The 22,300-nt window shown below is 51.2% G+C and carries 25 protein-coding genes; all 25 read left to right on the forward strand.

Annotation, left to right across the window (positions count from 1 at the left end):
• The first annotated feature begins 96 nt into the window (after positions 1 to 96).
• A complete protein-coding gene (locus HW447_RS05755) occupies positions 97 to 897 on the forward strand; it encodes a helix-hairpin-helix domain-containing protein (RefSeq protein WP_176254370.1) in 801 nt (266 codons plus the stop codon).
• A 35-nt stretch (positions 898 to 932) separates the two neighbouring features.
• Positions 933 to 1,652 carry a response regulator transcription factor gene (locus HW447_RS05760; protein WP_176254371.1) on the forward strand — a complete coding sequence of 240 codons (720 nt, stop codon included), beginning with the start codon at positions 933 to 935 and terminating at the stop codon, positions 1,650 to 1,652.
• A gap of 65 nt (positions 1,653 to 1,717) precedes the next feature.
• Entirely contained in the window at positions 1,718 to 2,209 is a 492-nt protein-coding gene (locus HW447_RS05765) for a GNAT family N-acetyltransferase (RefSeq protein ID WP_176254372.1), read from the forward strand.
• Positions 2,210 to 2,212: 3 nt separating this feature from the next.
• Positions 2,213 to 2,692, forward strand: coding sequence for a 23S rRNA (pseudouridine(1915)-N(3))-methyltransferase RlmH (gene rlmH, locus HW447_RS05770; RefSeq protein ID WP_176254373.1), 480 nt, complete (start codon positions 2,213 to 2,215; stop codon positions 2,690 to 2,692).
• A 198-nt stretch (positions 2,693 to 2,890) separates the two neighbouring features.
• Positions 2,891 to 3,859: a stage III sporulation protein AA gene (gene spoIIIAA, locus HW447_RS05775; RefSeq protein ID WP_176254374.1), complete on the forward strand. Its 969-nt coding sequence runs from the start codon at positions 2,891 to 2,893 to the stop codon at positions 3,857 to 3,859.
• Positions 3,860 to 3,870: 11 nt separating this feature from the next.
• Complete coding sequence (locus tag HW447_RS05780; protein ID WP_176254375.1) at positions 3,871 to 4,401, forward strand: stage III sporulation protein AB; 531 nt, start codon at positions 3,871 to 3,873, stop codon at positions 4,399 to 4,401.
• Between the two features lie 12 nt (positions 4,402 to 4,413).
• Positions 4,414 to 4,608: a stage III sporulation protein AC gene (spoIIIAC, locus tag HW447_RS05785; protein WP_176254376.1), complete on the forward strand. Its 195-nt coding sequence runs from the start codon at positions 4,414 to 4,416 to the stop codon at positions 4,606 to 4,608.
• Between the two features lie 11 nt (positions 4,609 to 4,619).
• Positions 4,620 to 5,006 (forward strand): SpoIIIAC/SpoIIIAD family protein, encoded by a 387-nt coding sequence (locus HW447_RS05790; protein WP_176254377.1) that lies wholly within the window; start codon positions 4,620 to 4,622, stop codon positions 5,004 to 5,006.
• 77 nt (positions 5,007 to 5,083) lie between these two features.
• A complete protein-coding gene (locus tag HW447_RS05795) occupies positions 5,084 to 6,325 on the forward strand; it encodes a stage III sporulation protein AE (protein WP_243176221.1) in 1,242 nt (413 codons plus the stop codon).
• Positions 6,326 to 6,380: 55 nt separating this feature from the next.
• On the forward strand, positions 6,381 to 7,052 hold the full coding sequence (locus tag HW447_RS05800) for a stage III sporulation protein AF (protein WP_176254378.1): 672 nt from the start codon (positions 6,381 to 6,383) through the stop codon (positions 7,050 to 7,052).
• Positions 7,006 to 7,659, forward strand: coding sequence for a stage III sporulation protein AG (locus HW447_RS05805; RefSeq protein WP_176254379.1), 654 nt, complete (start codon positions 7,006 to 7,008; stop codon positions 7,657 to 7,659). Before HW447_RS05800 ends, HW447_RS05805 begins: the two co-directional genes overlap by 47 nt.
• A gap of 16 nt (positions 7,660 to 7,675) precedes the next feature.
• Positions 7,676 to 8,581, forward strand: a complete 906-nt coding sequence (locus HW447_RS05810; RefSeq protein ID WP_176254380.1) for a SpoIIIAH-like family protein — start codon at positions 7,676 to 7,678, stop codon at positions 8,579 to 8,581.
• Positions 8,582 to 8,840: 259 nt separating this feature from the next.
• A complete protein-coding gene (locus HW447_RS05815; RefSeq protein WP_176254381.1) occupies positions 8,841 to 9,221 on the forward strand; it encodes an Asp23/Gls24 family envelope stress response protein in 381 nt (126 codons plus the stop codon).
• 192 nt (positions 9,222 to 9,413) lie between these two features.
• Complete coding sequence (gene nusB, locus HW447_RS05820) at positions 9,414 to 9,914, forward strand: transcription antitermination factor NusB (protein WP_176254382.1); 501 nt, start codon at positions 9,414 to 9,416, stop codon at positions 9,912 to 9,914.
• Positions 9,915 to 9,996: 82 nt separating this feature from the next.
• Complete coding sequence (xseA, locus tag HW447_RS05825) at positions 9,997 to 11,277, forward strand: exodeoxyribonuclease VII large subunit (protein WP_176254383.1); 1,281 nt, start codon at positions 9,997 to 9,999, stop codon at positions 11,275 to 11,277.
• A 2-nt stretch (positions 11,278 to 11,279) separates the two neighbouring features.
• On the forward strand, positions 11,280 to 11,513 hold the full coding sequence (gene xseB, locus HW447_RS05830) for an exodeoxyribonuclease VII small subunit (RefSeq protein WP_176254384.1): 234 nt from the start codon (positions 11,280 to 11,282) through the stop codon (positions 11,511 to 11,513).
• Positions 11,506 to 12,417: a polyprenyl synthetase family protein gene (locus HW447_RS05835; protein WP_176254385.1), complete on the forward strand. Its 912-nt coding sequence runs from the start codon at positions 11,506 to 11,508 to the stop codon at positions 12,415 to 12,417. The genes xseB and HW447_RS05835 overlap by 8 nt, the downstream gene beginning before the upstream one ends.
• Positions 12,418 to 12,447: 30 nt before the next feature.
• Positions 12,448 to 14,361 (forward strand): 1-deoxy-D-xylulose-5-phosphate synthase, encoded by a 1,914-nt coding sequence (dxs, locus tag HW447_RS05840; RefSeq protein ID WP_176254386.1) that lies wholly within the window; start codon positions 12,448 to 12,450, stop codon positions 14,359 to 14,361.
• A complete protein-coding gene (locus HW447_RS05845) occupies positions 14,358 to 15,185 on the forward strand; it encodes a TlyA family RNA methyltransferase (protein ID WP_176254387.1) in 828 nt (275 codons plus the stop codon). Before dxs ends, HW447_RS05845 begins: the two co-directional genes overlap by 4 nt.
• Positions 15,186 to 15,205: 20 nt before the next feature.
• Positions 15,206 to 16,045: an NAD(+)/NADH kinase gene (locus HW447_RS05850; protein ID WP_176254388.1), complete on the forward strand. Its 840-nt coding sequence runs from the start codon at positions 15,206 to 15,208 to the stop codon at positions 16,043 to 16,045.
• A gap of 14 nt (positions 16,046 to 16,059) precedes the next feature.
• Complete coding sequence (gene argR, locus HW447_RS05855) at positions 16,060 to 16,512, forward strand: arginine repressor (RefSeq protein WP_176254389.1); 453 nt, start codon at positions 16,060 to 16,062, stop codon at positions 16,510 to 16,512.
• A 125-nt stretch (positions 16,513 to 16,637) separates the two neighbouring features.
• Positions 16,638 to 18,314, forward strand: coding sequence for a DNA repair protein RecN (gene recN, locus HW447_RS05860; RefSeq protein ID WP_176254390.1), 1,677 nt, complete (start codon positions 16,638 to 16,640; stop codon positions 18,312 to 18,314).
• A 74-nt stretch (positions 18,315 to 18,388) separates the two neighbouring features.
• Complete coding sequence (spoIVB, locus tag HW447_RS05865) at positions 18,389 to 19,675, forward strand: SpoIVB peptidase (protein WP_176254391.1); 1,287 nt, start codon at positions 18,389 to 18,391, stop codon at positions 19,673 to 19,675.
• A 216-nt stretch (positions 19,676 to 19,891) separates the two neighbouring features.
• A complete protein-coding gene (gene spo0A, locus HW447_RS05870; RefSeq protein ID WP_176254392.1) occupies positions 19,892 to 20,722 on the forward strand; it encodes a sporulation transcription factor Spo0A in 831 nt (276 codons plus the stop codon).
• Positions 20,723 to 20,822: 100 nt separating this feature from the next.
• Positions 20,823 to 22,265, forward strand: a complete 1,443-nt coding sequence (gene glgA / locus HW447_RS05875) for a glycogen synthase GlgA (protein WP_176254393.1) — start codon at positions 20,823 to 20,825, stop codon at positions 22,263 to 22,265.
• Positions 22,266 to 22,300 lie beyond the last annotated feature (35 nt).

The raw sequence follows: 22,300 nt of genomic DNA on the forward strand, positions 1-22,300 counted from the left end.
AAAATGTGAGAAATTACGCTTGTATTTAAATCGGCTTTCCGATAGAATAGAGACAGCAGGCCAGAACGGCATCCCGGATACAGGAGGGATGTCGTTTTGAAACATTTAAAACTACAGAAAATGGAATGGTTCAGAGAGTGGAAGCATACAAAAACGCTTCTGCTTCTTTTCACTATGCTGGCAGGAGGCGTTTTTTACAGTTGTTCACCGAGAGCATCGGAGAATGCAGTTCGGGTGGAACAGGCGGCAGAGAGCGTTTCAGAGCCGGTTCAGGAAGGCAGTACGGCCAGTGAGGCAGAGTCTTCGGCGGATACCGGGGATGATTTGGGTGAGAATATGGCGTTTGCTGCCGCAGAGAGCGGGGCGGGAGAGAAAGAGACAGATCTGGCAGAGGCTGCGGCTCAGGTTTCTGTTACTCTTATATGGGTTCATGTATGCGGTCAGGTAGCTTCTCCCGGCGTCTATTCCCTGGAAGAAGGGAGTCGGATCTACCAGGCGCTGGAAGCAGCAGGAGGAACCCTGGAAGAGGGAGACAGCAGCGTTCTCAATCTGGCAATGCCCCTTTCTGACGGGATGCGCATTGAAGTGCCAGGGAGAGAGGATGCAGCGGCCTTAAAAGCAGCGGGGATGCTGTCAGACCAGTCGTTTATTACCCCAGGTGTTTCTGAAAACAGCGCCGTTTATGGGGCATCCCTGGCTACAGGCAGAAAGGTGAACCTTAACCAGGCCAGTGCGGAAGAACTGATGACGCTTACGGGAATCGGCAGTTCCCGTGCGGAAGCTATTATCCGCTACCGCCAGGAGGTAGGGCCGTTCCGTTCCATTGAAGATGTGATGAATGTGTCTGGAATCAAGGAAAGCGCATTTGAGAAGATCCGAAAGGATATCACCGTATAGAAATATAAATAGACAGACAAAAAGGGGAATAGAATATGGCTCGGGTATTGGTAGTTGATGACGAAAAACTGATTGTAAAAGGGATCCGGTTCAGTTTGGAACAGGACGGCTTTGAGGTGGACTGCGCTTATGACGGCGAGGAAGCCATTGAACTGGCAAAAAAGACAGAATATGATATTGTGCTTTTGGATGTGATGCTTCCCAAGCATGACGGGTTTGAGGTATGCCGGGCCATCCGTGAATTTTCGGATATGCCTGTGATCATGCTTACGGCCAAGGGCGGGGATATGGATAAGATTCTGGGATTGGAATACGGAGCCGATGATTATATCAGCAAACCCTTTAACATTTTAGAGGTCAAGGCCAGGATTCGGGCCATCATCCGGCGCAGTTTGAAGGCAAAGCGCCAGAAAAAGGAAGAGCCGTCCAGCGCCTACATCGGATCCGGCGATCTTAAAATTGATACAGAGGGGCGCAGAGTATTTATCGGTGAAAGGGAGATCAATCTGACGGCCAAGGAGTTCGATCTTTTAGAACTTCTGGTGCGCAATCCCAACAAGGTTTACAGCAGGGAGGCGCTTTTAAATTATGTGTGGGGAAACCGGGCTATGGACAGCGGGGACGTCCGCACGGTAGACGTCCATGTGCGCCGCTTAAGGGAGAAGATCGAGCCATGTCCCAGCGATCCCAAATATGTACATACTAAATGGGGAGTGGGATATTATTTCAGCGTGTCCGGCAGAAAACGGATGTAGGATCTGGGGACGGATTGAAAAAGCAGGATAGCCCGGAACAAACGGAAGAAAAGGAAAGAGGATACATGAAGAAAGTACAGATCAGACAGGCGTCCATAGGGGATCTGGACGCAGTAACCGGGATAGAGGCAGACTGTTTTGCGCCGGCAGAGGCGGCAGACAGGGAAAGCTTAAAAGCGAGGCTTGGGAAATTTCCGGGAAGCTTTTTAGTGGCAGAGTGCGGGGGAGAGATTGCAGGCTTTATCAATGGCGCTGTGACGGATGAAAGAACCATTGCAGATGAAATGTTTGAAAATGTGTCTCTTCATGATCCCAATGGAGCATATCAGAGTATTTTCGGTCTGGATGTGATCCCGGGGTTTCGCCATCAGGGGGTGGCAGGACAGCTTATGAAGGCTATGATCCAGCAGGCAGAGCAGGAGGGGAGAAAGGGGCTTATACTTACCTGCAAGGAGCACCTGATCGGTTTTTATGAACGGTTCGGTTATAAAAATATGGGCGTGTCCCGGTCTGTCCACGGCGGCGCTGTGTGGTATGATATGATTTTGGAGTTTTAAACGATGAAGATTACGCTTATTACCGTAGGAAAGATAAAAGAACGCTTTTTTGAGGCGGCTATTGAAGAATACAGCAAGCGTCTGAGCCGTTACTGCAGGCTGGAAATCCTTCAGGTGGCGGATGAAAAGACGCCGGACGGCGCGAAAGAAGCCCTGGAGCGCCAGATCCGTGAAAAAGAAGGGGAGCGGATTCTGTCCCACATCCGTGACGGAGCCTATGTGATTGCCCTTGCGATCGAGGGAAAACAGCTTTCCAGCGAAGAACTGGCCGCCAGGATAAACCGCCTGGGCGTGGAAGGAAAGGGACAGCTGGTTTTCATTATTGGCGGTTCTCTGGGGCTTTCAAAAGCTGTTATGAACCGGGCAGATTATCACCTGAGCTTTTCGCCCATGACATTTCCGCATCAGCTGATGCGGGTGATCCTGCTGGAGCAGATCTACCGCAGCTTTCGGATTATCGCCGGGGAACCTTATCATAAGTGAGGTGCCGCTTATGTGTAATTTGGGTACGGGAGCAGATAAAAATCAATCTGATTGAAGAAACAGCAAAAATGTATTTGCAGGCAGAGCAGTTTCGTGTTCTCTCTGAAGTACATAACAGCAGGCCTGTTTTTATGGTGGGAGCAATCCTGTCATAAAAACAGGCTTGTTTCATATATTGGAGATAAAGGAGAGGTGATCATGGAGAAACGGGAAGAAATAACAGGGCTGTTTCCGGGCAGTCTGAGGGCGGCGCTTGAAGGGCTGGAGTTGGATTTTGGCCGGGTTCGGGAACTGCGGCTGCGGGCCGGACGTCCGGTACTGATCCTTTATGGGGAAAATGAATATGGGATCACAGAGGATGGAAGGCTGGCGGAGGTAAACGGGGAGGCGAAGAGCCTTCTTACGGTGACGGAGCGTCAGATCCGGGAGACGGCAGAGCTTATGGGTGGATTCTCCCTCTATGCGGCCCAGGAGGAGCTGCGTCAGGGGTATTTTACCGTTCGGGGCGGTCACCGGATCGGAGTAGCGGGAAAGACTGTGCTGAAGGAACGGGAGGTGGGAGTGTTAAAGTCCATTTCCTTTTTAAATATCCGGGTGGCACATGAGATCCGTGGCTGTGCCGATGGAATCATGCCATTTCTTTACAGAGAAGGGGAATTTCTGAATACGGTCATCCTGTCTGCGCCTGGATGCGGAAAGACGACTCTTTTGAGGGACGTGATCCGCCAGGTATCAGACGGACACAGAAACCGGCAGACCGGACGGCGTGTGCCTGGAAGAACGGTGGGAGTGGTGGATGAACGGTCGGAATTGGGGGCCTGTTTTCAGGGTGTTCCTCAAAATGATCTTGGTATGCGCACCGACATTCTGGACGGCTGTCCAAAGAGCCAGGGGATGATGATGCTGATCCGGTCCATGTCCCCGGCGGTGGTGGCGGTGGATGAAATCGGGGGAAAAGAGGATATAAAGGCTGTGGAATATGTGAAAAACTGCGGCTGCGCCCTGGCGGCTACGATCCATGGCAGCTCGCTGGGAGAACTGAAAGAGCGTCCCGGCATCCGGGAACTGTTTGAGGCTGGAACCTTTCAGCGGCTGATCGTTCTGGATCATGCGGGCGGAGCCGGACATATACGGGCGGTGTGCGATGGGACGGGAACGCCGCTGTAAGGGGGGAAGTCATGGTATTAAAATGGGCCGGCGCAGCCATCATACTTTTTTCGGGAACAGGCTTTGGCATCTGGATGGCATGGCGGTGGAGGGCCAGACTGGCGGCGCTTGAGACGCTGCGCCAGATGGTCTATTGCCTGAAAGGGGAGATCACCTACAGCCGCGCACCCTTAGAGGAAGCACTGGATCGTGTGGGACGGCGGGAAAGCAGTTTTCTGGGGGAGATGTTTTCAGGCGCGGCTCAGGGGATCGCCCAGGGCCAGGGAGAAACATTTTCCAAGATATGGGAAAACGAGGTAAGAAAGGCAGAAAGCGGGCCTCATGGAGGGATCTTAGATCCTGAGGATGTAAGGCAGCTTTCAGGGCTGGGAAATCATCTTGGCTATCTGGACGTGGATATGCAGGAGCGGACGCTGCTCCTTTATCTGGAACAGCTGGAGCTTACCATCAGCCGTCTGCGGGGAGAGTTAAAAGAAAGATGCCGTTTGAGCACGGCTCTTGGTATGATGGGAAGCCTTCTGCTGGTGATCCTCATGTATTAGATGGGAGGAAATATGGACGTAAATCTGATCTTCCGCATTGCGGCCGTGGGGATCCTGGTATCGGTGATCTGTCAGGTGCTTAAACACAGCGGCAGGGATGAACAGGCTTTTTTAACCAGTCTGGCCGGACTGCTCCTGGTGCTGTTCTGGATGATACCCTACATATATGATCTGTTTGAAACAATGAAACGGCTGTTTTTACTGTAAGGAGGGGGAAAATGACCATTCTTGCCATAGGGGCCGCCGGGATTGCCGCTGTTTTGCTGGCTGTGTGGCTTAAAGGTGTACGGGCAGAATATGCGGTATATCTTGTGATGGCGGCAGAAATCCTTTTTATGCTCAGCGCCGCCGGACGTCTGGAGGTGATTTTAGACGCCATGGAGCGGATGAGAGGCTATATCCGGGTGGATTCCGCTTACCTGGGGACTCTCCTTAAGATGATAGGAATTACCTATGTGGCTGAATTTGCCTCCGGGATCTGCCGGGATGCAGGATATGGGGCTTTGGGAAATCAGATCCAGATCCTGGGAAAACTGTCTGTTCTGGGGGTGAGTATGCCGGTGTTCCTGGCTCTGTTTGAGACGCTGGAGCGCTTTATGAAATAGAGGAGCCGACGCCCTGTCAGGCTGCTTGAACCTTACTGTCCGCATACAGCCCGGATAGGGAAGAAAAGGGGGAACGGGTGAAGGAAAGAAAATACGCGTTTCTGGCAAAGCTTGTGATTTTCGCCGCTGGCTTGTGGATTGGTTTCGCAGGAGGGACTTATTCAGCCTGGGCCGCCGAAGCAGGGCAAATGATTTCCGGGAAGAATACCAGGGGGCAGGAGAACACAGATCCGGAACAGGCAGCCCTTGATATAGGGATTACCCAGGAACTGGATCGGATACAGGAATATCTGGATCAGGCGTCCGGGAATCCTGGCGACGGAGGATGGGGAATTTCTTTTTGGGATCTGATGAAGGCCTTTGCCGTGGGGAATCTGGAAACTGTATTCCAGACGGTGAAAGAAGGGCTGAGGAGTATTTTATTTTCCCAGGTAACAGAAGGGGCGGGACTTTTGGCCCAGGTGGCCGCAATCGGACTGATGGGAGCGCTGTTTTCTGGAACCGCCTCTGTTTTTAAGGAAGGGCAGATCTCTGATACGGGATTTTATGTTACATATCTGCTTCTCTTTGTGTGTCTGGCAGGCAGCTTTCTGGCCAGTCTGTCCATTACCGCAGGGGTTCTGGACCGGATTCTGGAATTTATGCGGGTTCTGATGCCGGCCTACTTTATGGCGGTGTCATTTTCCGGGGGAAGCCTCAGTGCTCTCTGTATGTATGAGGCCATGATGGCTGCCGTTACAGGGGTTCAGTGGCTGTGCCGGAACCTGTTTCTTTCAGGGGTAAAGGTCTATGTACTTCTGACGCTGGGGAGCCATGTGATGAAGGAACCTCTATTATCGAAGCTGACTTCCCTTACGGAGCAGATCATTGAATGGGGCATAAAGACCATGTTTGGCCTGGTGCTGGGGCTTCATGTGCTGGAGGCCATGGTTCTCCCCTATGGGGACAGCGCCGCCCGTTCAGGCCTTTTGAAACTGGCGGAGATGATTCCGGGCCTGGGAGCCGGAGCCGGGGCGGCGGCCAGGCTGGTTCTGGGATCCGGGGTACTGATCAAAAATACCATGGGAGCTGCGGCAGTGACAGTGCTCTTTTTCATTTCCCTGGTGCCGGTGGTCAAGCTTCTGGTACTTATGTTCCTTTACCAGGCGGCAGGAGCTATTATGCAGCCGGTGTGCGATAAACGGATGGTTGAACTTGTCCTTGGGGTAGCCAGGGGACACAGGCTGCTGCTGAAGCTGGCCCTGTACTCCCTGCTGCTGTTTGTGATTGCCATTGCCATTACCTGCGGAGCGGCTAATGTGGCTTATCTGGCGGCGTGACAGATCAGGATGATACAGGGACAGAAACAGATGTGCTGCAAAACAGGAGGCAGTCATGGCAGAAGCGCTTTTAAACTGGGCCAGAACCATTATTTGCTATATGATATTTCTTTCCCTGGCGGGCAATCTTCTGGCTGGGAGTTCCTATGGAAAATATCTGCGCCTGTTTGGGGGGATGGTTCTGATTCTCATTGTTCTTAGCCCTGCTGCGGCTCCTCTGGATCTGGAGGAGCAGATGGGATATCTTTTTGATCAGATTGCTTTTAAGCAGGAGGCAGAAGGACTGAAAAAAGAAATTTTTGGAATGGAGGAGAAACGGCTAAAAGGAATAACTGCGCAGTACAGGGAAAATGTGGAAGAAGAAGTAGAACAGCTGGCAGAGGATCAGGGGTATGAATGCAGGGAGGTGTCGGTAATCCTGGATGAAAACAGGGAAAGCCAGGATTACGGAAAGCTTCTGGGGATACATATTGTGCTGACAGGAAGGGAGGGGGAGAAGAACCAAAGGGATGCTTCTTTTCCTGCCTCAGAGGATGACTGCGGGGACCGCCCGGTCAGTATAGATCCCATAGGTGTAGAGCCGGTAAGGATAGAGATGGCCGCCCCAGTGTCCCCGTCTGTTTCTCAGGCAGAGGGAGAAAATGGGCCAAAGGACCTGAAAGGAAAGGTGGAGCAGTATTATGGACTGGAAGGGGAAGCTGTCAAAGTTAAATGGAAAGATGACTAAGGAAAAATGGCTGATCTTGCTGCTGCTTGGCGCATTTTTCATGATTCTGTCTTTTCCGGTTCCAGGGGGAGGAAAGAAAACAGAGCCGGAAAATGGTTCTGGAGGAGCTGGAGAGGCGGTTGGTCTGTCGATGGAAAAAAATGCGCAGGAGCCGGAACAAGCAGGCGCTGGGCTGGGAGGATCCTCTGGCGCTTCTTCCTTTCCAGCTGCCTATGAGGAGCGCCTGGAGACACGGATCCGGGAACTGCTCGGCTCTGTAGAGGGCGTAGGAAACGTGGATGTCATGGTGGTCTTAAGCTCTACCAGCCAGAAGGTATTAAGGGTGGATCGCTCCGGCAGCAGTACAGTTACAAAGGAGAGCGATTCTTCCGGCGGCACCAGAGAGGTTACGGAGAGCCAGTCACAGGAAACCACGGTTTTGCCCCAGTCGGGCAGCCAGGGGAATGCTCCGGTGGTGGAAAAAGAGTTAAGCCCTGAGATATCCGGCATTATTATCAGCGCAGACGGAGGAGGCAGTCCGGCAGTCCGTTCTGAAATTTCTCAGGCAATGGAAGCATTATTAGGGCTTCCTGCACATAAAATAAAAGTGTTAAAGCGGGTGGAATAAAAAAGGAGTGCAGGACATGAAGATCAGGAACATGAAACAGGTAAAACAGGTCACAGCACATATGAAGGATGTAAAGATGAAACGGCTGTTTCGCAGAAATCAGATTATTATTACTACCCTGGCTGTAATGATTGCTGCGGCGGGATATTTAAACTATGCCGGAAAGCGGGATCTTGCGGGGGCGGGAAGCGTCTATGAGGCAGGAGCCATGGATATTTCCGATGAAGATCTGCTGGCGGAAAATGAAGCGGCAGGCGGAGAACTTTTGGAGATTGGAAGCCTGGATCAGGATTTAGACCAGATAGAGGAGGCGCTGCCTCAGGAGGAGCTGGCCAGGGGGGATGCGGGGCAGCAGGCACAGACAGCCGCAGAGGAGCAGCCGGTCCCAGACCAGAGCAGTCAGCAGACGGCGGCAGACAGTGCTCAGCAGCAAGCGGATGGGGATGCAGGACAGCTTGCCAAGGCCGATACACCGGCCGCTTCTGACGGAACAGATGCCGCGGGCGCTTCCCTGGCCGGCATTGAAAATCCCGGAGAAGCCGTGCTCACCAGCGGCATGAGCGTAGCGGACTACATAGCGAATGTGCAGCTGAGCCGGGAGCAGGTTCGCGCAAAAAACAAGGAAACGCTGATGGGACTGATCAACAGCACAGCTATTGACGAGGCTGCCAAACAGCAGGCCATTCAGGATATGATTAAGCTGACGGAAGTTTCCGAGAAGGAGAATGCCGCAGAGACCCTTCTTATGGCAAAGGGCTTTGCCGATCCGGTGGTAAGCATTGCCGATGAAAAGGTGGATGTGGTGATCAATGCTCCGTCTATCACTGATCCCCAGAGGGCGCAGATCGAGGATATCGTAAAGCGCAAGGCAGAGGTAGGCGCAGATCAGATTATCATCACGCTTTTAAATATGGATGAGTAGACGGAGATAATGTAAGAGGAATAGCGGGAGGAGGGTGTTAAAAATACAGTGCTAAGCCACGGTTGAGACCTGTGACTTAGCATTCTTTGCTGTTCAAAATCCGTATCCGAACCCGAAAATATTTTCTGAGCCTGAATTTTTTACGTCAGATCAGCCGCTGCTTCATGGGCCGCGGTTCGGAGGAAAAATTATCCTATACATCTTTCTGCGGATTTGTTATAATACTAATTAAGCAAGTTCTGACAGGAGGTAGAGAAGATTGGCTGAAGAAAATCGAGGTACCCATAAATTATACGAAAAAGACAGGATCGGCGAGGTTCAGATTGCAGACGAGGTAGTGGCCATTATCGCAGGCCTTGCAGCCACGGAGGTAGACGGCGTGGATTCCATGGCGGGCAATATCACCAATGAGCTGGTGGGAAAGCTGGGCATGAAAAACCTGAGCAAGGGCGTTAAGGTAGATGTGACCGAGGATCATGTATCCGTAGATCTCTCCCTGAATATCCGCTACGGTTTTAATATCCCTGCCGTCAGCGAGCAGGTGCAGGAAAAGGTCAGCGCTGCCATTGAGAATATGACCGGCCTTACAGTGCTGGATGTGAATATCCGTATCGCAGGAGTGAATATGGAGGAAAGCTGACTCTGAAAAAGGTGTGCGTTCTTTGGAATGCATGAGAGTCTTAAGGGTGCTCAGGACCGTCAGGGCCTGCGGCACCTTTTGATATTTTTTATTGTGTTTATCCCCTGCCTTTGGTATAATCACAGTTAGCGGATCAGAATAGAGAAAGGAAAATGTATTCGAGAGCCCAGGCTTTTCGTACAAGCAGAAAAAATGACCAGAAGAGAATTAAGGGAACACTGTTTTAAAATGCTGTTCTCAGCGGATTTTTATAAAACCACAGAGGAAGCAAAGGAGCAGATGCTGCAGTATTTCCAGTCTCCTGAGGAGGATGAGGCAGATCCGGAGGGCGGTCTTTGCGTCCTTCACAGGGTAGAGCTCACAGAGAAAGACCGGGAATATCTTCAGGAGAAAACCGGGAATATAGTAGATAAGATCCAGGAAATCGACAGCCGTATCGATCAGGTAGCTGCAGGCTGGAAAACGCGGCGGATGGGCAAGGTAGAACTTACCATCCTGCGTCTGGCACTCTATGAGATGGACTATGATGACTGCGTACCCCAGAAGGTAGCGGTCAATGAGGCGGTAGAGCTTGCAAAGAAGTTTGGCGGAAGCGAGTCGCCGTCTTTTGTAAACGGTGTTCTTGCCAGGTTCATCCGAAACGCCCAGACCTCAGACAGCCCAAAAGAGGAAACGCCGGATACAACGGTATAAGGCCGAGAAAGAAGAAAACTCCTGCAAAGGGGGAAGAAAAGAAGGGCTGGACGTATAAAGGAAGGGGAAACAGACAGGACAGATGGCAAGTGTATTTACCGTATCCCAGGTAACCTCATATATCAAAAATATGTTCACACAGGATTTTGCCTTAAACAGAATCTCCATCCGGGGCGAGGTGTCTAACTGCAAATACCATTCCTCCGGCCATATCTACTTTACCTTAAAGGACGGCGGCGCACAGATTGCCGCCGTCATGTTTGCAGGACAGAGAAACGGCCTGAGCTTCCGTCTGGAAGAAGGTCAGGAGGTAGTGGTAAAGGGCACGGTAGACGTATATGAGAGGGATGGCCGCTATCAGCTTTATGCAAAGGAGATTGCCAGAGAAGGCAGGGGAGATCTCTTTGCAAGGTTTGAAGCGCTGCGAAATGAGCTGGAGGAAATGGGGATGTTTGATGCCTGCTATAAGCGTCCCATTCCCCGATATGCCAGACGGATCGGCATCGTCACTGCCGGCACAGGGGCTGCTATCCGTGATATCATGAACATTGCAGCCCGACGCAATCCCTATGTCCAGCTGGTTCTCTATCCGGCGCTTGTACAGGGAGAACAGGCCCAATACAGCATTGCAAAGGGGATTGAGACCCTGGATAAGCTGGGGCTGGACGTTCTGATCGTAGGACGGGGCGGAGGCTCCATCGAGGATCTATGGGCTTTTAATGAGGAACGGGTGGCCAGAGCTATTTTTAACTGCTCTACCCCCGTGATTTCTGCCGTAGGCCACGAGACAGACGTAACCATAGCGGATTATGTGGCAGACCTGCGTGCTCCCACGCCTTCTGCAGCAGCTGAACTGGCTGTGTTTGATTACCGTCAGTTTAAGGAGCAGATAGAACTCTATAGAGATGTCCTGGAGCGCTCTGCCCGCCGCCGCATCGAAAAGACGCGGTTTATGCTGGAGCAGTGCCGGATGCGTCTTAAGCTTAAGGATCCGGCCCGCCAGATTAATGAAAAACGTCAGCGGCTGGCGGATCTGGAACAGGCGCTGGATTGGCAGATGAGGAATGCCCTGGATGAGGAGAGGTCCCGTTTAGACGATGACAGGAGCGTACTTGTCCGACTGATCCAGATGGCTGCCGCAGAGCAAAAACATCGTCTGGCTCTGGCAGCCACCCGTCTGGAAGGCCTTTCGCCCCTTAAAAAACTGGGCGGAGGATATGGCTTTATTCAGGACGAAAGGGGAAAGGGCCTGCGTTCCGTGACGCAGGTAAAAGAAGGGGAAACCATCCGTATCTATGCTGCAGACGGCAGGATTGACGGAATGGTAAAACAAATAGAGCACACAGAGGAAAGGGAGGGATGACCGTGCCGCGAAAGAAGTCAGAACAACCGGGAACGCCGGAAAAAACAGCCAGCATCGAGGAAAATTTCGCGCAGCTGGAAGCGATTATAAAAAAGCTGGAAGCAGGGGAAGATTCCTTAGAGGAGACCTTTGCGGGCTATGAAGCAGGCATGAAGCTTGTGAAATCCTTAAACGGACAGATCGATAACGTAGAAAAACAGATTCAGATATTGAGCGAGGGTGAAAGCAATGAGTGATAATACAACATTCAAGAAGGAACTGGAAGAACGGGTAAAAGAGATAAATGAGGGAATTGCAGGGTATATGCCGGAGGAAAAGGGCCATCAGAAAACTATTTTCGAGGCTGTAAACTACAGTATGAACGCCGGCGGAAAACGGCTGCGCCCTCTGCTTATGCAGGAGATGAGCCGTCTTTTTGCCGGCCGGGTGTCTGATACCGTAAAACCCTTTATGGCAGCTATTGAGATGATTCATACCTCATCTCTGATTCACGATGACCTGCCCTGCATGGATGACGATACCATCCGCAGAGGCAAGGCCAGCACCTGGGCCGAGTACGGCGAGGATATCGGTGTGCTGGCGGGAGACGCTCTGATGATGTACGCCTTTGAGACAGCGGCCAGGGCCTTCGAGGCAGCTGAGGATCCGGATGAGTTAAAGCGTGCAGGACAGGCTGTAGGAATCCTGGCGTCAAGGACCGGTATGCATGGCATGATCGGCGGTCAGACGGTAGATGTAGAGCTGGCAGGCGGGCCGATCCCCAAGGATAAGCTGGATTTTATCTACCGCTTAAAGACCGGAGCCCTGATCCAGGCAGCTATGCTGATCGGCGCGGTTCTTGGAGGCGCGGCAGATGAGGACTGCAGGATCGTAGAAGATCTGGCCGGAAAAATAGGACTGGCCTTCCAGATCCAGGATGATATCCTGGACGTGACCGGAGATGCCGCTGTGACTGGAAAGAGTGCGGGCAGTGATGAGAAAAACCAAAAAACCACCTATGTAACCATAGAGGGCCTGGAAAAAGCAAAAAAGGATGTGGAGGCGCTTTCGGCAGCCGCCATTTCCGATCTGGATAAGCTGCCGGGAAACAATGAGTTTCTGGTAGGCCTTATCCGCCTTCTGGTCAACAGAGAGAAGTAATCCTAGAAAATAATAAGGAAGTGCGAGCCTATGATATTGGAACAGATAAAGGGACCGGAGGAGCTAAAGAGCCTGTCGGCCCATGAACTGACCATACTGGCAGAAGAGATACGCACCTTTCTGGTGGAGAAGATCAGCCGTACCGGCGGCCATCTGGCTTCCAATTTAGGCGTGGTGGAGCTGACTATTGCCCTGTTTAAAACCTTTGATCTGCCCAAAGACAAGATCATCTGGGATGTAGGCCATCAGTCCTATACCCATAAGATATTAAGCGGCCGGATGGGAGAGTTTGACGAGCTGCGCCAGTATGGAGGCTTGAGCGGTTTTCCAAAGCGTAAGGAAAGCCCGTACGACTCCTTTGACACGGGACACAGTTCCACCTCCATCTCTGCGGGCCTGGGGATTGCTCAGGGCCGGGATATCCTGGGGGAGGATTACCGTGTGGTATCCGTGATCGGAGACGGCGCTCTTACGGGAGGGATGGCATATGAAGCATTAAACAATGCGGCCAGAATGAAGAAAAATTTCATAATTGTATTAAATGACAATGAGATGTCCATTTCTGAAAATGTAGGCGGTATGTCCCGGTATTTAAGCGGACTCCGCACGGGTGCCGGCTACAATGATCTGAAAAAGAGCATTGCAGACGTTTTGGGAAAGGTGCCTGTGGTGGGAGATGCGGTCATTCACAGGCTGAAACGCACCAAGGACAGCATTAAGCAGCTTTTTATACCAGGTATGCTGTTTGAAAATATGGGGATCACCTACCTGGGGCCTGTGGACGGCCACAATATACCGGCCCTCTGCAAGGTGCTGCGGGAGGCACAGAAACTGGATCATGCAGTTCTGGTTCATGTGATCACTCAAAAAGGCAGGGGTTATGGGCCTGCACAGAAGAACCCTTCCGGATTCCACGGAATCGGTCCCTTTGACATTGCCACGGGAAAAGAGAGCGGGGAGAAGAAATATCCTTCCTATACGGATGTATTTTCAAGAAAGCTGTGCCAGCTGGGAGAGACACATCCTGAGCTGGTGGCAGTGACGGCTGCTATGCCGGACGGCACCGGTCTTGCAGCTTTTGGAAAAAAATTCCCTGACCGTTTTTTTGATGTGGGGATTGCGGAGGCACACGCAGTTACCAGCGCTGCCGGTATGGCTGCGGCGGGACTGCGTCCGGTGGTGGCCGTGTACTCCTCTTTTCTGCAAAGAGGATATGACCAGATTCTTCACGATGTCTGCATCCAGAATCTTCCAGTGCTGTTTGCCATAGACCGTGCAGGGCTGGTAGGAAGCGACGGGGAGACCCATCAGGGAATCTTTGACTATTCCTATCTGACCTCCGTTCCCAACATGACGGTGATGGCGCCGAAAAATTTGTGGGAGCTTCGGGCTATGCTGGAATTTGCCATGGACTATAAGGCTCCTCTTGCCATCCGTTACCCCAGAGGCACCGCCTACAGGGGGCTGCGTGAATTTACCCGGCCTATTGCCTATGGAAAAGGAGAACTGCTTTATGAAGAAAGAGGAATCGCCCTTATGGCAGTGGGAAGTATGGTAAGCACAGCAGAGCACGTGCGTGAGAAACTGAAGGAAGAAGGGTACACCTGCAGCCTTGTAAACGGCCGTTTTGTAAAGCCCTTTGACCGGGAACTGGTGGCCCGTATGGCCAAAAATCACAGCCTGATCGTCACGCTGGAGGAAAATGTGCTCCAGGGCGGCTATGGACTTCCCATCACGGCGTATATCCACGAACACGATCCGAAGGTGCGCGTTTTAAACATCGCTCTTCCGGACGCCTATGTGGAGCATGGAAACGTATCCCTTCTCCGCCAGGGACTGGGGATCGACAGCGACTCCATCATCCGCAGGCTGAAGGCAGAAGGCTGGCTTGAGGGGCAAAAGCGCCTGCAGAAAGAGGGACACAGACAGGAGAACCACGAATGAAAGAACGATTAGACGTACTGCTTGTAAAGAGAAATCTTGCAGAATCCAGGGAAAAGGCAAAGGCCCTGATCATGTCCGGCATTGTCTATGTAAACGGACAGAAAGAAGATAAAGCGGGGACTGCCTTTCTTGATACCGTTCCCATTGAAGTCAGAGGCAGTACCTTAAAATACGTAAGCCGGGGCGGCCTTAAGCTGGAAAAGGCCATGGACCGTTTCGGCGTCCGCCTGGACGGAAAAGTCTGTATGGATGTAGGAGCATCCACCGGCGGATTTACGGACTGTATGCTTCAGAACGGGGCTGTAAAGGTCTATTCCGTAGACGTGGGCCACGGCCAGCTGGCCTGGAAACTGCGCAATGATGAGCGGGTAGTCTGCATGGAAAAGACAAACATCCGCTACGTCACCCCGGAGGAGATAGAAGATCCCATCGGCTTTGCAAGCATTGATGTGTCCTTCATCTCCCTGACCAAGGTTCTGGGGCCGGTAAAGGCCCTTTTAGAGGATTACGGCCAGATTGTATGCCTGATTAAACCCCAGTTTGAGGCGGGCAGGGAAAAGGTGGGAAAGAAAGGCGTAGTCAGAGACCCTTCCGTTCATCTGGAAGTGATTGAGATGGTTATAGATTATGCCCTTTCCATCGGTTTTGAAGTCCTGAATCTGGAATTTTCCCCGATCAAGGGGCCGGAGGGAAATATTGAGTATCTGCTTTACCTTCAGAAACATCCCAAGCAGGAGGAAGCAGAGTACGCAGTGCGCCATGAAGCGGCAGCGGATCCCCGGACCGTGGTGGATGAGGCCCATGGTACTCTGGATCATTCATAGAAAATGACAGGAAGTGGCAGATGAAATACTTTTACTTGATAGCTAATCTGGCGAAGGAGCTGGTTCCTGAGACCAGGGCGTATATCATTGACCGTCTGGAAAAGAGGGGGGCGCAGTGCCGTTTCCTCAGTCCGGCTCAGCAGAATAAATATGGAAAACACACCCCTTCTGAGCTGGTACCTTCAGAGACGGAGTGTGTCATCACCATTGGCGGTGATGGAACCCTGATCCAGGCTGCCAGAGATCTGGCAGGGCGTAATATCCCTCTTTTGGGAGTCAACCGGGGCCATCTGGGATTCTTAAACCAGGTGAGCACAGAAGAGGAGATAGAGGAGGCGATTGAAGCCCTGACACAGGACCGCTATGAACTGGAACGGCGGATGATGATCCGCGGAACGGTGTTTCATGAGGGAAAACCGGTATTCCAGGATATTGCATTAAATGAGATTGCCGTCACCAGCCAGGTTCCGCTGCGGGTTCTGCGCTATCAGGTGTCGGTGAATGACGAATATTTAAACCACTACAGCGCAGACGGAGTTTTGGTGGCTACACCCACCGGCTCTACGGCCTACAACCTATCTGCGGGCGGGCCGGTGATGGCCCCGGCGGGCCGGATGATGGCTTTGACACCGGTGTGTCCTCATTCGTTAAATGCGAGAAGCATTGTCCTTGCGCCGGAGGACCGGGTGCGCATCGGCGTGTCAAACAGCGGACGGGTCTCCTTTGACGGGGATTCCACGGCGGATCTGGAAACAGGAGACAGCCTGGCAGTAGAACGTTCCGGGCTGGAAACGGTGATGATCCGCAGAAAAAAACAGTCATTTATGCAGAACCTAAGCGACCATTTAAGCGGTATTTAAGGGAGGGAACACACATGAAGGTAGAACGCCACAGCAAGATCGTGGAACTGATCGGAAAATATGAGATAGAGACGCAGGAGGAACTGGCTGAGAAGTTAAATAAAGCCGGCTTTAATGTGACTCAGGCCACGGTCTCCCGAGATATCCGTGAGCTTAAACTGACCAAGATCCAGGGTGAGAATGGCAGACAGCGGTATGTGGTTCTGGAGAGTCCAAGAGGAACTTCGGCCATCAAATACATCCGTATTTTAAAGGATGGATTCATGTCCATGGATATGGCGCAGAATATTCTTGTGATTAAAACGGTATCCGGTATGGCCATGGCAGTAGCTGCTGCCCTTGACGCCATCCACTTTCAGGAGGTAGTTGGATGTATTGCGGGAGACGACACCATTATGTGCGCCGTGCGCAGCGTAGATGACACCATTATCGTTATGGAAAAGATAAAAAAGATGGTGGAGGATTAGGGTACTGCGTTATTCACTTTCAGCAAAACAGCACAGAATACAGGGCTGCCTGGTAAAATGTGAGTGATGCAGTACGCCGGATTTCCTTAAAATGCGCAGAAACGAAGAGAAAAGAGAGGAATCAGATGTTACTGGAACTGCATGTTAAAAATCTGGCTCTTATTGAGAAGGCGGATGTGGAGTTTGGCGAGGGCTTAAATATCCTGACCGGTGAGACCGGTGCTGGAAAGTCCATTATCATCGGCTCTGTGACCATGGCTCTGGGGGGAAAGGCTTCCAGAGACAGCATACGCCACGGAGCCCCCTACGCTTATATTGAACTGGTCTTTTCCGTTTCAGGAGAGGAAAAGCGAAAGGCCTTAAAGGAGCTGGATACAGAGCCAACAGAGGATGGTCTGATTATTATATCGCGCAAGATCACTCCATCCAGAAGCGTCAGCCGAATCAATGATGAGATGGTAACTACTGCAAGGCTGAGGCAGATTACCGGTCTTCTGCTTGATATTCACGGCCAGCATGAGCATCAGTCTCTGCTGTATAAGTCAAAACATCTTGAAATCCTGGACGCCTACGTCAAGGCACAGACCCAACCGGAAAAAAAGAAGATAGAAGCGGAGTACCGAAATTACTGCGCCTTAAAAGAACGCCTGGCTTCCTTTCAGATGAATACGGATGCCAGACTTAGAGAGGCGGATTTTCTGCGCTTTGAGATCCAGGAGATTGAGGATGGAAATATAAAAGAGGGCGAGGAGGAGGAGCTGACGGCCCGGTACCGCCGTTTTTCACACGCACGGCGGATTGCGGAAAGCCTGACCGAGGCCTATGACTGCCTTCAGGGGGACGGGATTACCAGGGCGCTGCGGTCTGTGGAGCAGGTGACGGATTTTGATGAGGCCTTACAGGGCATCCGGGATCAGCTGTATGATGCGGAGGCTATTATAAGCGACGCCGGACGGGAGATTTCAGGCTACTTAAGCAGCATGGAGTTTGACGAGGAGACCTGGCGGCGGACGGAGGAGCGGCTGGATCAGATTCACAGCCTGCAGAGTAAATATGGGGCTACGCCTCAGGCCATAGAGGCACGTCTGAAAGAAAAAAGGAAACGTCTGGAAGAACTGGAAGATTATGACGCCTTCAGGGAACGGACGGAAAAAGAGTTAAAAGCTTCCTCGGATCATCTTGCCGGCCTTTGTGCAGACTTATCAGAGATACGCAAAAGCGCTTCTGTAAAGCTGGTGGAGAGAATTCGTCAGGGACTTTTGGATCTCAACTTTTTAGATGTGGAATTTGATATGGAATTTGACCGCCTGGATCACTTTACGGCGGGAGGATGGGATGAGGCGCAGTTTCTTATTTCCACCAATCCCGGACAGCCCATGCGGCCTTTAAAGGATGTGGCCTCCGGAGGCGAGCTATCCCGTATCATGCTGGCTATCAAGACGGTGCTTGCGGATTCGGATGAAATTCCCACACTGATCTTTGATGAGATCGATACGGGAATCAGCGGCCGCACGGCTCAGAAGGTATCAGAGAAGCTTTCCTATATAGGCGGCAGCCATCAGGTCATCTGCATTACCCATCTGCCTCAGATCGCAGCCATGGCGGATATTCATTTTGAAATAAAAAAATCGGCAAATGGGAATATGACGGCCACTACCATCGAAAGGCTGGGGCGGGAGGAAGAAATAAAAGAACTTGCAAGGCTGCTGGGCGGCGCTCAGATCACGGAGGCTGTGCTTAAAAATGCAGGAGAAATGAAGGATCTGGCAGACCAGACAAAAAAGCCAATGATGGCAAGATAAAACCAGATTGAAACCGGCTCTGCAAACCCATACTAATGACAGACGCAATCGTCATTCGTAAGGAGGCAGGGCATATGAGAAGGAGAAAATCAGGATTATACAGGCGGCTGGCCTGGATCTTCTGGCTGACCGCCATCGCCGGAACCGGCTTTGTGTGGTATTTGGCAGACCGGTCGGTTCCTGACCGTATCAGCATCATTGAAAACCAGCAGGAGGAATTTGCTTTTCCCCTGCTTTGGAAAACCACTCTTTCCAGCGGCAGTACAGAGGTGGCCCTGGGAAATGAAAGCAATATACCCGCAGATGAAATCACCATAAGCAGCAGCGAGCCATTTTCTATTTTTGCAGGTGAAAAGGGAAGCTACCAGGTAGATTTAAAACTCCTGGGGCTTATTAAGTTTAAAGATATTCAGGTAGATGTGGTGGACACCCAGTACGCCGTTCCCTGCGGCACTCCCATAGGCATTTACTTAAAATCAAACGGAATTATGGTCATAGGCACCGGACGGGTCACAGGGGAGGACGGTGTGGAGACAGAACCGGCATACGGCCGGTTAAAATCAGGCGATTACATTGAAGCCTTTAACGGAGCACCTCTATCAACCAAAGAGGAACTGATCCAGAAGGTGGAAAACTGGGAAGGCGGTCAGGCAAGCCTCACCATCCGGAGGGAGGGTGAGACTATGGAGGTGGCTTTGGATCCGGTAAAAGGATCAGACGGCCAGTATAAGCTGGGAGCCTGGGTTCGGGACGATACCCAGGGCATCGGCACGATTACCTATGTAGATCCCAATGGAAACTTTGGAGCGCTGGGCCATGGCATCAGTGACAGCGATACCGGGGAATTGGTGGAGATTGAGAACGGCGCTCTCTATACGGCAAAGATCATGGGCGTGGAAAAAGGGGAGGCGGGCAAACCAGGCCTTTTATCAGGCGTCATTTACTACGGCCCTCAGTCCTGTATGGGTGAGATATCATCCAACACAGAGGACGGTATTTTCGGGAAGGTGAATCAGCAGTTTAAAAAGGAACTGTCAGGCGAACCGGTGGAGATCGCCAGACGCCAGGAGGTAAAGCCGGGGCCGGCAGTGATCCGAACTACGGTTTCCGGTGAGACGAAGGATTACTCGGTGGAGATTCAGAAGGTAGATTACAGCGCCACTAAGAAAAATAAGACCATGGTTTTAAAAGTTACGGATCCGGAGCTTCTGGCGTTTACCGGCGGGATCGTTCAGGGATTGTCGGGAACTCCCATTTTGCAGGATGGAAAACTGGTGGGGGCAGTAACGCACGTATTTGTGCAGGATCCAACAAGAGGATACGGAATTTTGGCAGAAGATATGCTGAAATATGAGGAATGATAGAGAAGATGGTTACAAAATGTCGAAAAATACCAAAAATACACGAAAAAATGTGTCTAAATTTGCGACTACCAGATATTGCCAAATGACAAGATGTGCCTGTATAATATAAAATGTTACTGATCAAGACAAAGGGGCCGTTGAATTGGCGGCTCCTTTGTGCTAATCTTAGGCAGGGGGAGGATACTCCCGGCCCCGTGTAATGAGGAGGAGCAAATGGAAAAGCAGGAACAGTTAAACGTGGTGATCGTGGATGATAATCCCATGATCTTAAACACTCTGGATGAAATGATCAATGCCGAAGATGGGCTTACGGTCATTGGAAAGGCCGACAATGGCGAGGATGCCATTGACATGATAAAGGATACTACCCCGGACATCGTCCTTTTAGACATGGTAATGCCGAAGGTAGATGGAATCACTATCGTGGAAAAACTAAAGCGCAGAGATACATTTCGCAAGCATCCTGTTTTTATCATGCTCAGTGCCGCCGGAGGCGAGCAGGTCACAGAGGAAGCCTTTCGGGCAGGAGTAAATTATTACCTGATGAAGCCCTTTGACAGGGATATTCTGATGACCAAGATCCGCCATGCAGGCCGGCTTCCTGTAAGGATCCCGTCGGGCCGTCTTTTGGAAGCGCCGCTCCCCGTCCGTGAGGAGGAGCCTAAGATTACAAGAGAAGAATATATACAGGAGCATCTGGAGACCGATATTACAAAGATGCTTCACGAACTGGGAATCCCCGCCCATATCAAGGGCTACCAGTATTTAAGAGATGCCATTACCATGGTTGTAAAGGATCAGGAGATGATGGGATCTGTGACAAAGATCCTCTATCCGGCCATTGCCAAGAAGAATCAGACCACAGCCAGCAGGGTAGAGCGGGCCATCCGCCATGCCATCGAAGTAGCCTGGGGACGGGGAAAAATGGAAACCATTGACGAGCTTTTTGGATACACCATCAGTACGGGTAAGGGCAAGCCTACCAATTCTGAATTTATTGCTCTTATTTCTGACAAAATATTCCTGGAATACAAAAAAATTTAAGATAAATACATGGAAAATTACTTCCTAATTTCATAAAAATACGATATACTATCAGATAAGGCAAAAAGCTACCTGTGTATGTCGGGAGAGGGAGGTTTGGATGAAGAAGATATTATTTGCGGCTTCTGAAGCAGTACCATTTATTAAAACCGGGGGACTGGCAGATGTAGTGGGTTCTCTGCCAAAATGTTTTGATAAGAAGTATTTTGACGTAAGAGTCATGATCCCTAAATATCTGTGCATCAGCCAGGAGTGGAGAGACAGGATGCAGTATGTGGACCATTTCTATATGGATTATCTGGGCCAGAGCCGTTATGTGGGGATTCTTCAGTATGTCCATGAGGGGATTACATTTTATTTTATTGATAACGAGAGTTATTTTAACGGGGCAAAGCCATACGGCGACTGGTTCTGGGATCTGGAGAAGTTCTGTTTCTTTTGCCGGGCGGCGCTCTCAGCTCTTCCGGTCATCGGTTTTAAACCGGACGTAGTTCACTGCCATGACTGGCAGACCGGACTCATCCCTGTACTTTTAAAGGACAGTTTTCGGGGCGGAGACTTCTTCTGCAATATGAAGTCCGTTATCACCATCCATAACCTAAAGTTCCAGGGCGTGTGGGATGTCAAGACCATCCAGCGCTTTACGGAACTTCCTGATTATTATTTTACACCGGATAAGCTGGAAGCCTATAAGGACGGAAATCTGTTAAAGGGCGGTATCGTATATGCCGATGCCATTACTACGGTAAGCAATACATACGCGGAGGAGATCAAGATGCCCTTCTATGGAGAGGGGCTGGACGGCCTGATGCGGGCCCGCTCCAACAGCTTAAGGGGAATCGTAAATGGAATCGACTACGATGAATTTAACCCGGAGACAGACCGTTATATTGCTCAGAATTACAATGCAAAGAATTTCCGCAGGGAAAAAGGGAAGAACAAGAAAGCTCTGCAGCAGGAGCTGGGGCTTCCGGTTGATGAGAAAAAGTTTATGGTGGGAATTGTATCCCGCCTCACAGACCAGAAGGGGCTGGATCTGATTCAGGGAGTCATGGATGAGATATGCAGCGAGGATATGCAGCTGATTATCCTGGGAACCGGCGATGAGCGGTATGAAAATATGTTCCGCCACTATGACTGGAAGTACCATGACAGGGTATCGGCCCAGATCTATTATTCAGAGGCCATGTCCCATAAGATCTATGCAGCCTGTGATGCCTTCCTGATGCCGTCTCTGTTTGAACCCTGCGGCTTAAGCCAGCTTATGGCCCTGCGCTACGGCACAGTGCCTATTGTCAGAGAGACCGGCGGTTTAAAGGATACCGTCTGGCCTTATAATGAATACGAAAGCACAGGCACAGGCTTCTCCTTTGCCAATTATAATGCTCACGAGATGTTGGGGAGCATCCGCTATGCCAAATACGTCTACTACAGCAGACGCCGGGAGTGGAATAAGATCATTGACCGGGCGATGGCGGCCGATTTCTCATGGAAAACATCTGCTTCCCGATATCAGGAGCTGTATGACTGGCTCATCGGCTGATGACCGTGAAAAAGGGTTGCTCTGTGCGCAAAAAG

It is taken from the genome of Enterocloster alcoholdehydrogenati (assembly GCF_013282095.1).
In the GTDB taxonomy this organism is placed as follows: Bacteria; Bacillota; Clostridia; order Lachnospirales; family Lachnospiraceae; genus Enterocloster; species Enterocloster alcoholdehydrogenati.

Bases quoted from the DNA above. Each gene is read 5' to 3' on its own strand.
- HW447_RS05760 (WP_176254371.1), top strand. From the start codon at position 933: ATGGCTCGGGTATTGGTAGTTGATGACGAAAAACTGATTGTAAAAGGG.
- HW447_RS05765 (WP_176254372.1), top strand. From the start codon at position 1,718: ATGAAGAAAGTACAGATCAGACAGGCGTCCATAGGGGATCTGGACGCA.
- rlmH (WP_176254373.1), top strand. From the start codon at position 2,213: ATGAAGATTACGCTTATTACCGTAGGAAAGATAAAAGAACGCTTTTTT.
- spoIIIAA (WP_176254374.1), top strand. From the start codon at position 2,891: ATGGAGAAACGGGAAGAAATAACAGGGCTGTTTCCGGGCAGTCTGAGG.
- HW447_RS05780 (WP_176254375.1), top strand. From the start codon at position 3,871: ATGGTATTAAAATGGGCCGGCGCAGCCATCATACTTTTTTCGGGAACA.
- spoIIIAC (WP_176254376.1), top strand. From the start codon at position 4,414: ATGGACGTAAATCTGATCTTCCGCATTGCGGCCGTGGGGATCCTGGTA.
- HW447_RS05790 (WP_176254377.1), top strand. From the start codon at position 4,620: ATGACCATTCTTGCCATAGGGGCCGCCGGGATTGCCGCTGTTTTGCTG.
- HW447_RS05800 (WP_176254378.1), top strand. From the start codon at position 6,381: ATGGCAGAAGCGCTTTTAAACTGGGCCAGAACCATTATTTGCTATATG.
- HW447_RS05805 (WP_176254379.1), top strand. From the start codon at position 7,006: ATGGACTGGAAGGGGAAGCTGTCAAAGTTAAATGGAAAGATGACTAAG.
- HW447_RS05810 (WP_176254380.1), top strand. From the start codon at position 7,676: ATGAAGATCAGGAACATGAAACAGGTAAAACAGGTCACAGCACATATG.
- nusB (WP_176254382.1), top strand. From the start codon at position 9,414: ATGACCAGAAGAGAATTAAGGGAACACTGTTTTAAAATGCTGTTCTCA.
- xseA (WP_176254383.1), top strand. From the start codon at position 9,997: ATGGCAAGTGTATTTACCGTATCCCAGGTAACCTCATATATCAAAAAT.
- HW447_RS05835 (WP_176254385.1), top strand. From the start codon at position 11,506: ATGAGTGATAATACAACATTCAAGAAGGAACTGGAAGAACGGGTAAAA.
- dxs (WP_176254386.1), top strand. From the start codon at position 12,448: ATGATATTGGAACAGATAAAGGGACCGGAGGAGCTAAAGAGCCTGTCG.
- HW447_RS05845 (WP_176254387.1), top strand. From the start codon at position 14,358: ATGAAAGAACGATTAGACGTACTGCTTGTAAAGAGAAATCTTGCAGAA.
- HW447_RS05850 (WP_176254388.1), top strand. From the start codon at position 15,206: ATGAAATACTTTTACTTGATAGCTAATCTGGCGAAGGAGCTGGTTCCT.
- argR (WP_176254389.1), top strand. From the start codon at position 16,060: ATGAAGGTAGAACGCCACAGCAAGATCGTGGAACTGATCGGAAAATAT.
- recN (WP_176254390.1), top strand. From the start codon at position 16,638: ATGTTACTGGAACTGCATGTTAAAAATCTGGCTCTTATTGAGAAGGCG.
- spoIVB (WP_176254391.1), top strand. From the start codon at position 18,389: ATGAGAAGGAGAAAATCAGGATTATACAGGCGGCTGGCCTGGATCTTC.
- spo0A (WP_176254392.1), top strand. From the start codon at position 19,892: ATGGAAAAGCAGGAACAGTTAAACGTGGTGATCGTGGATGATAATCCC.
- glgA (WP_176254393.1), top strand. From the start codon at position 20,823: ATGAAGAAGATATTATTTGCGGCTTCTGAAGCAGTACCATTTATTAAA.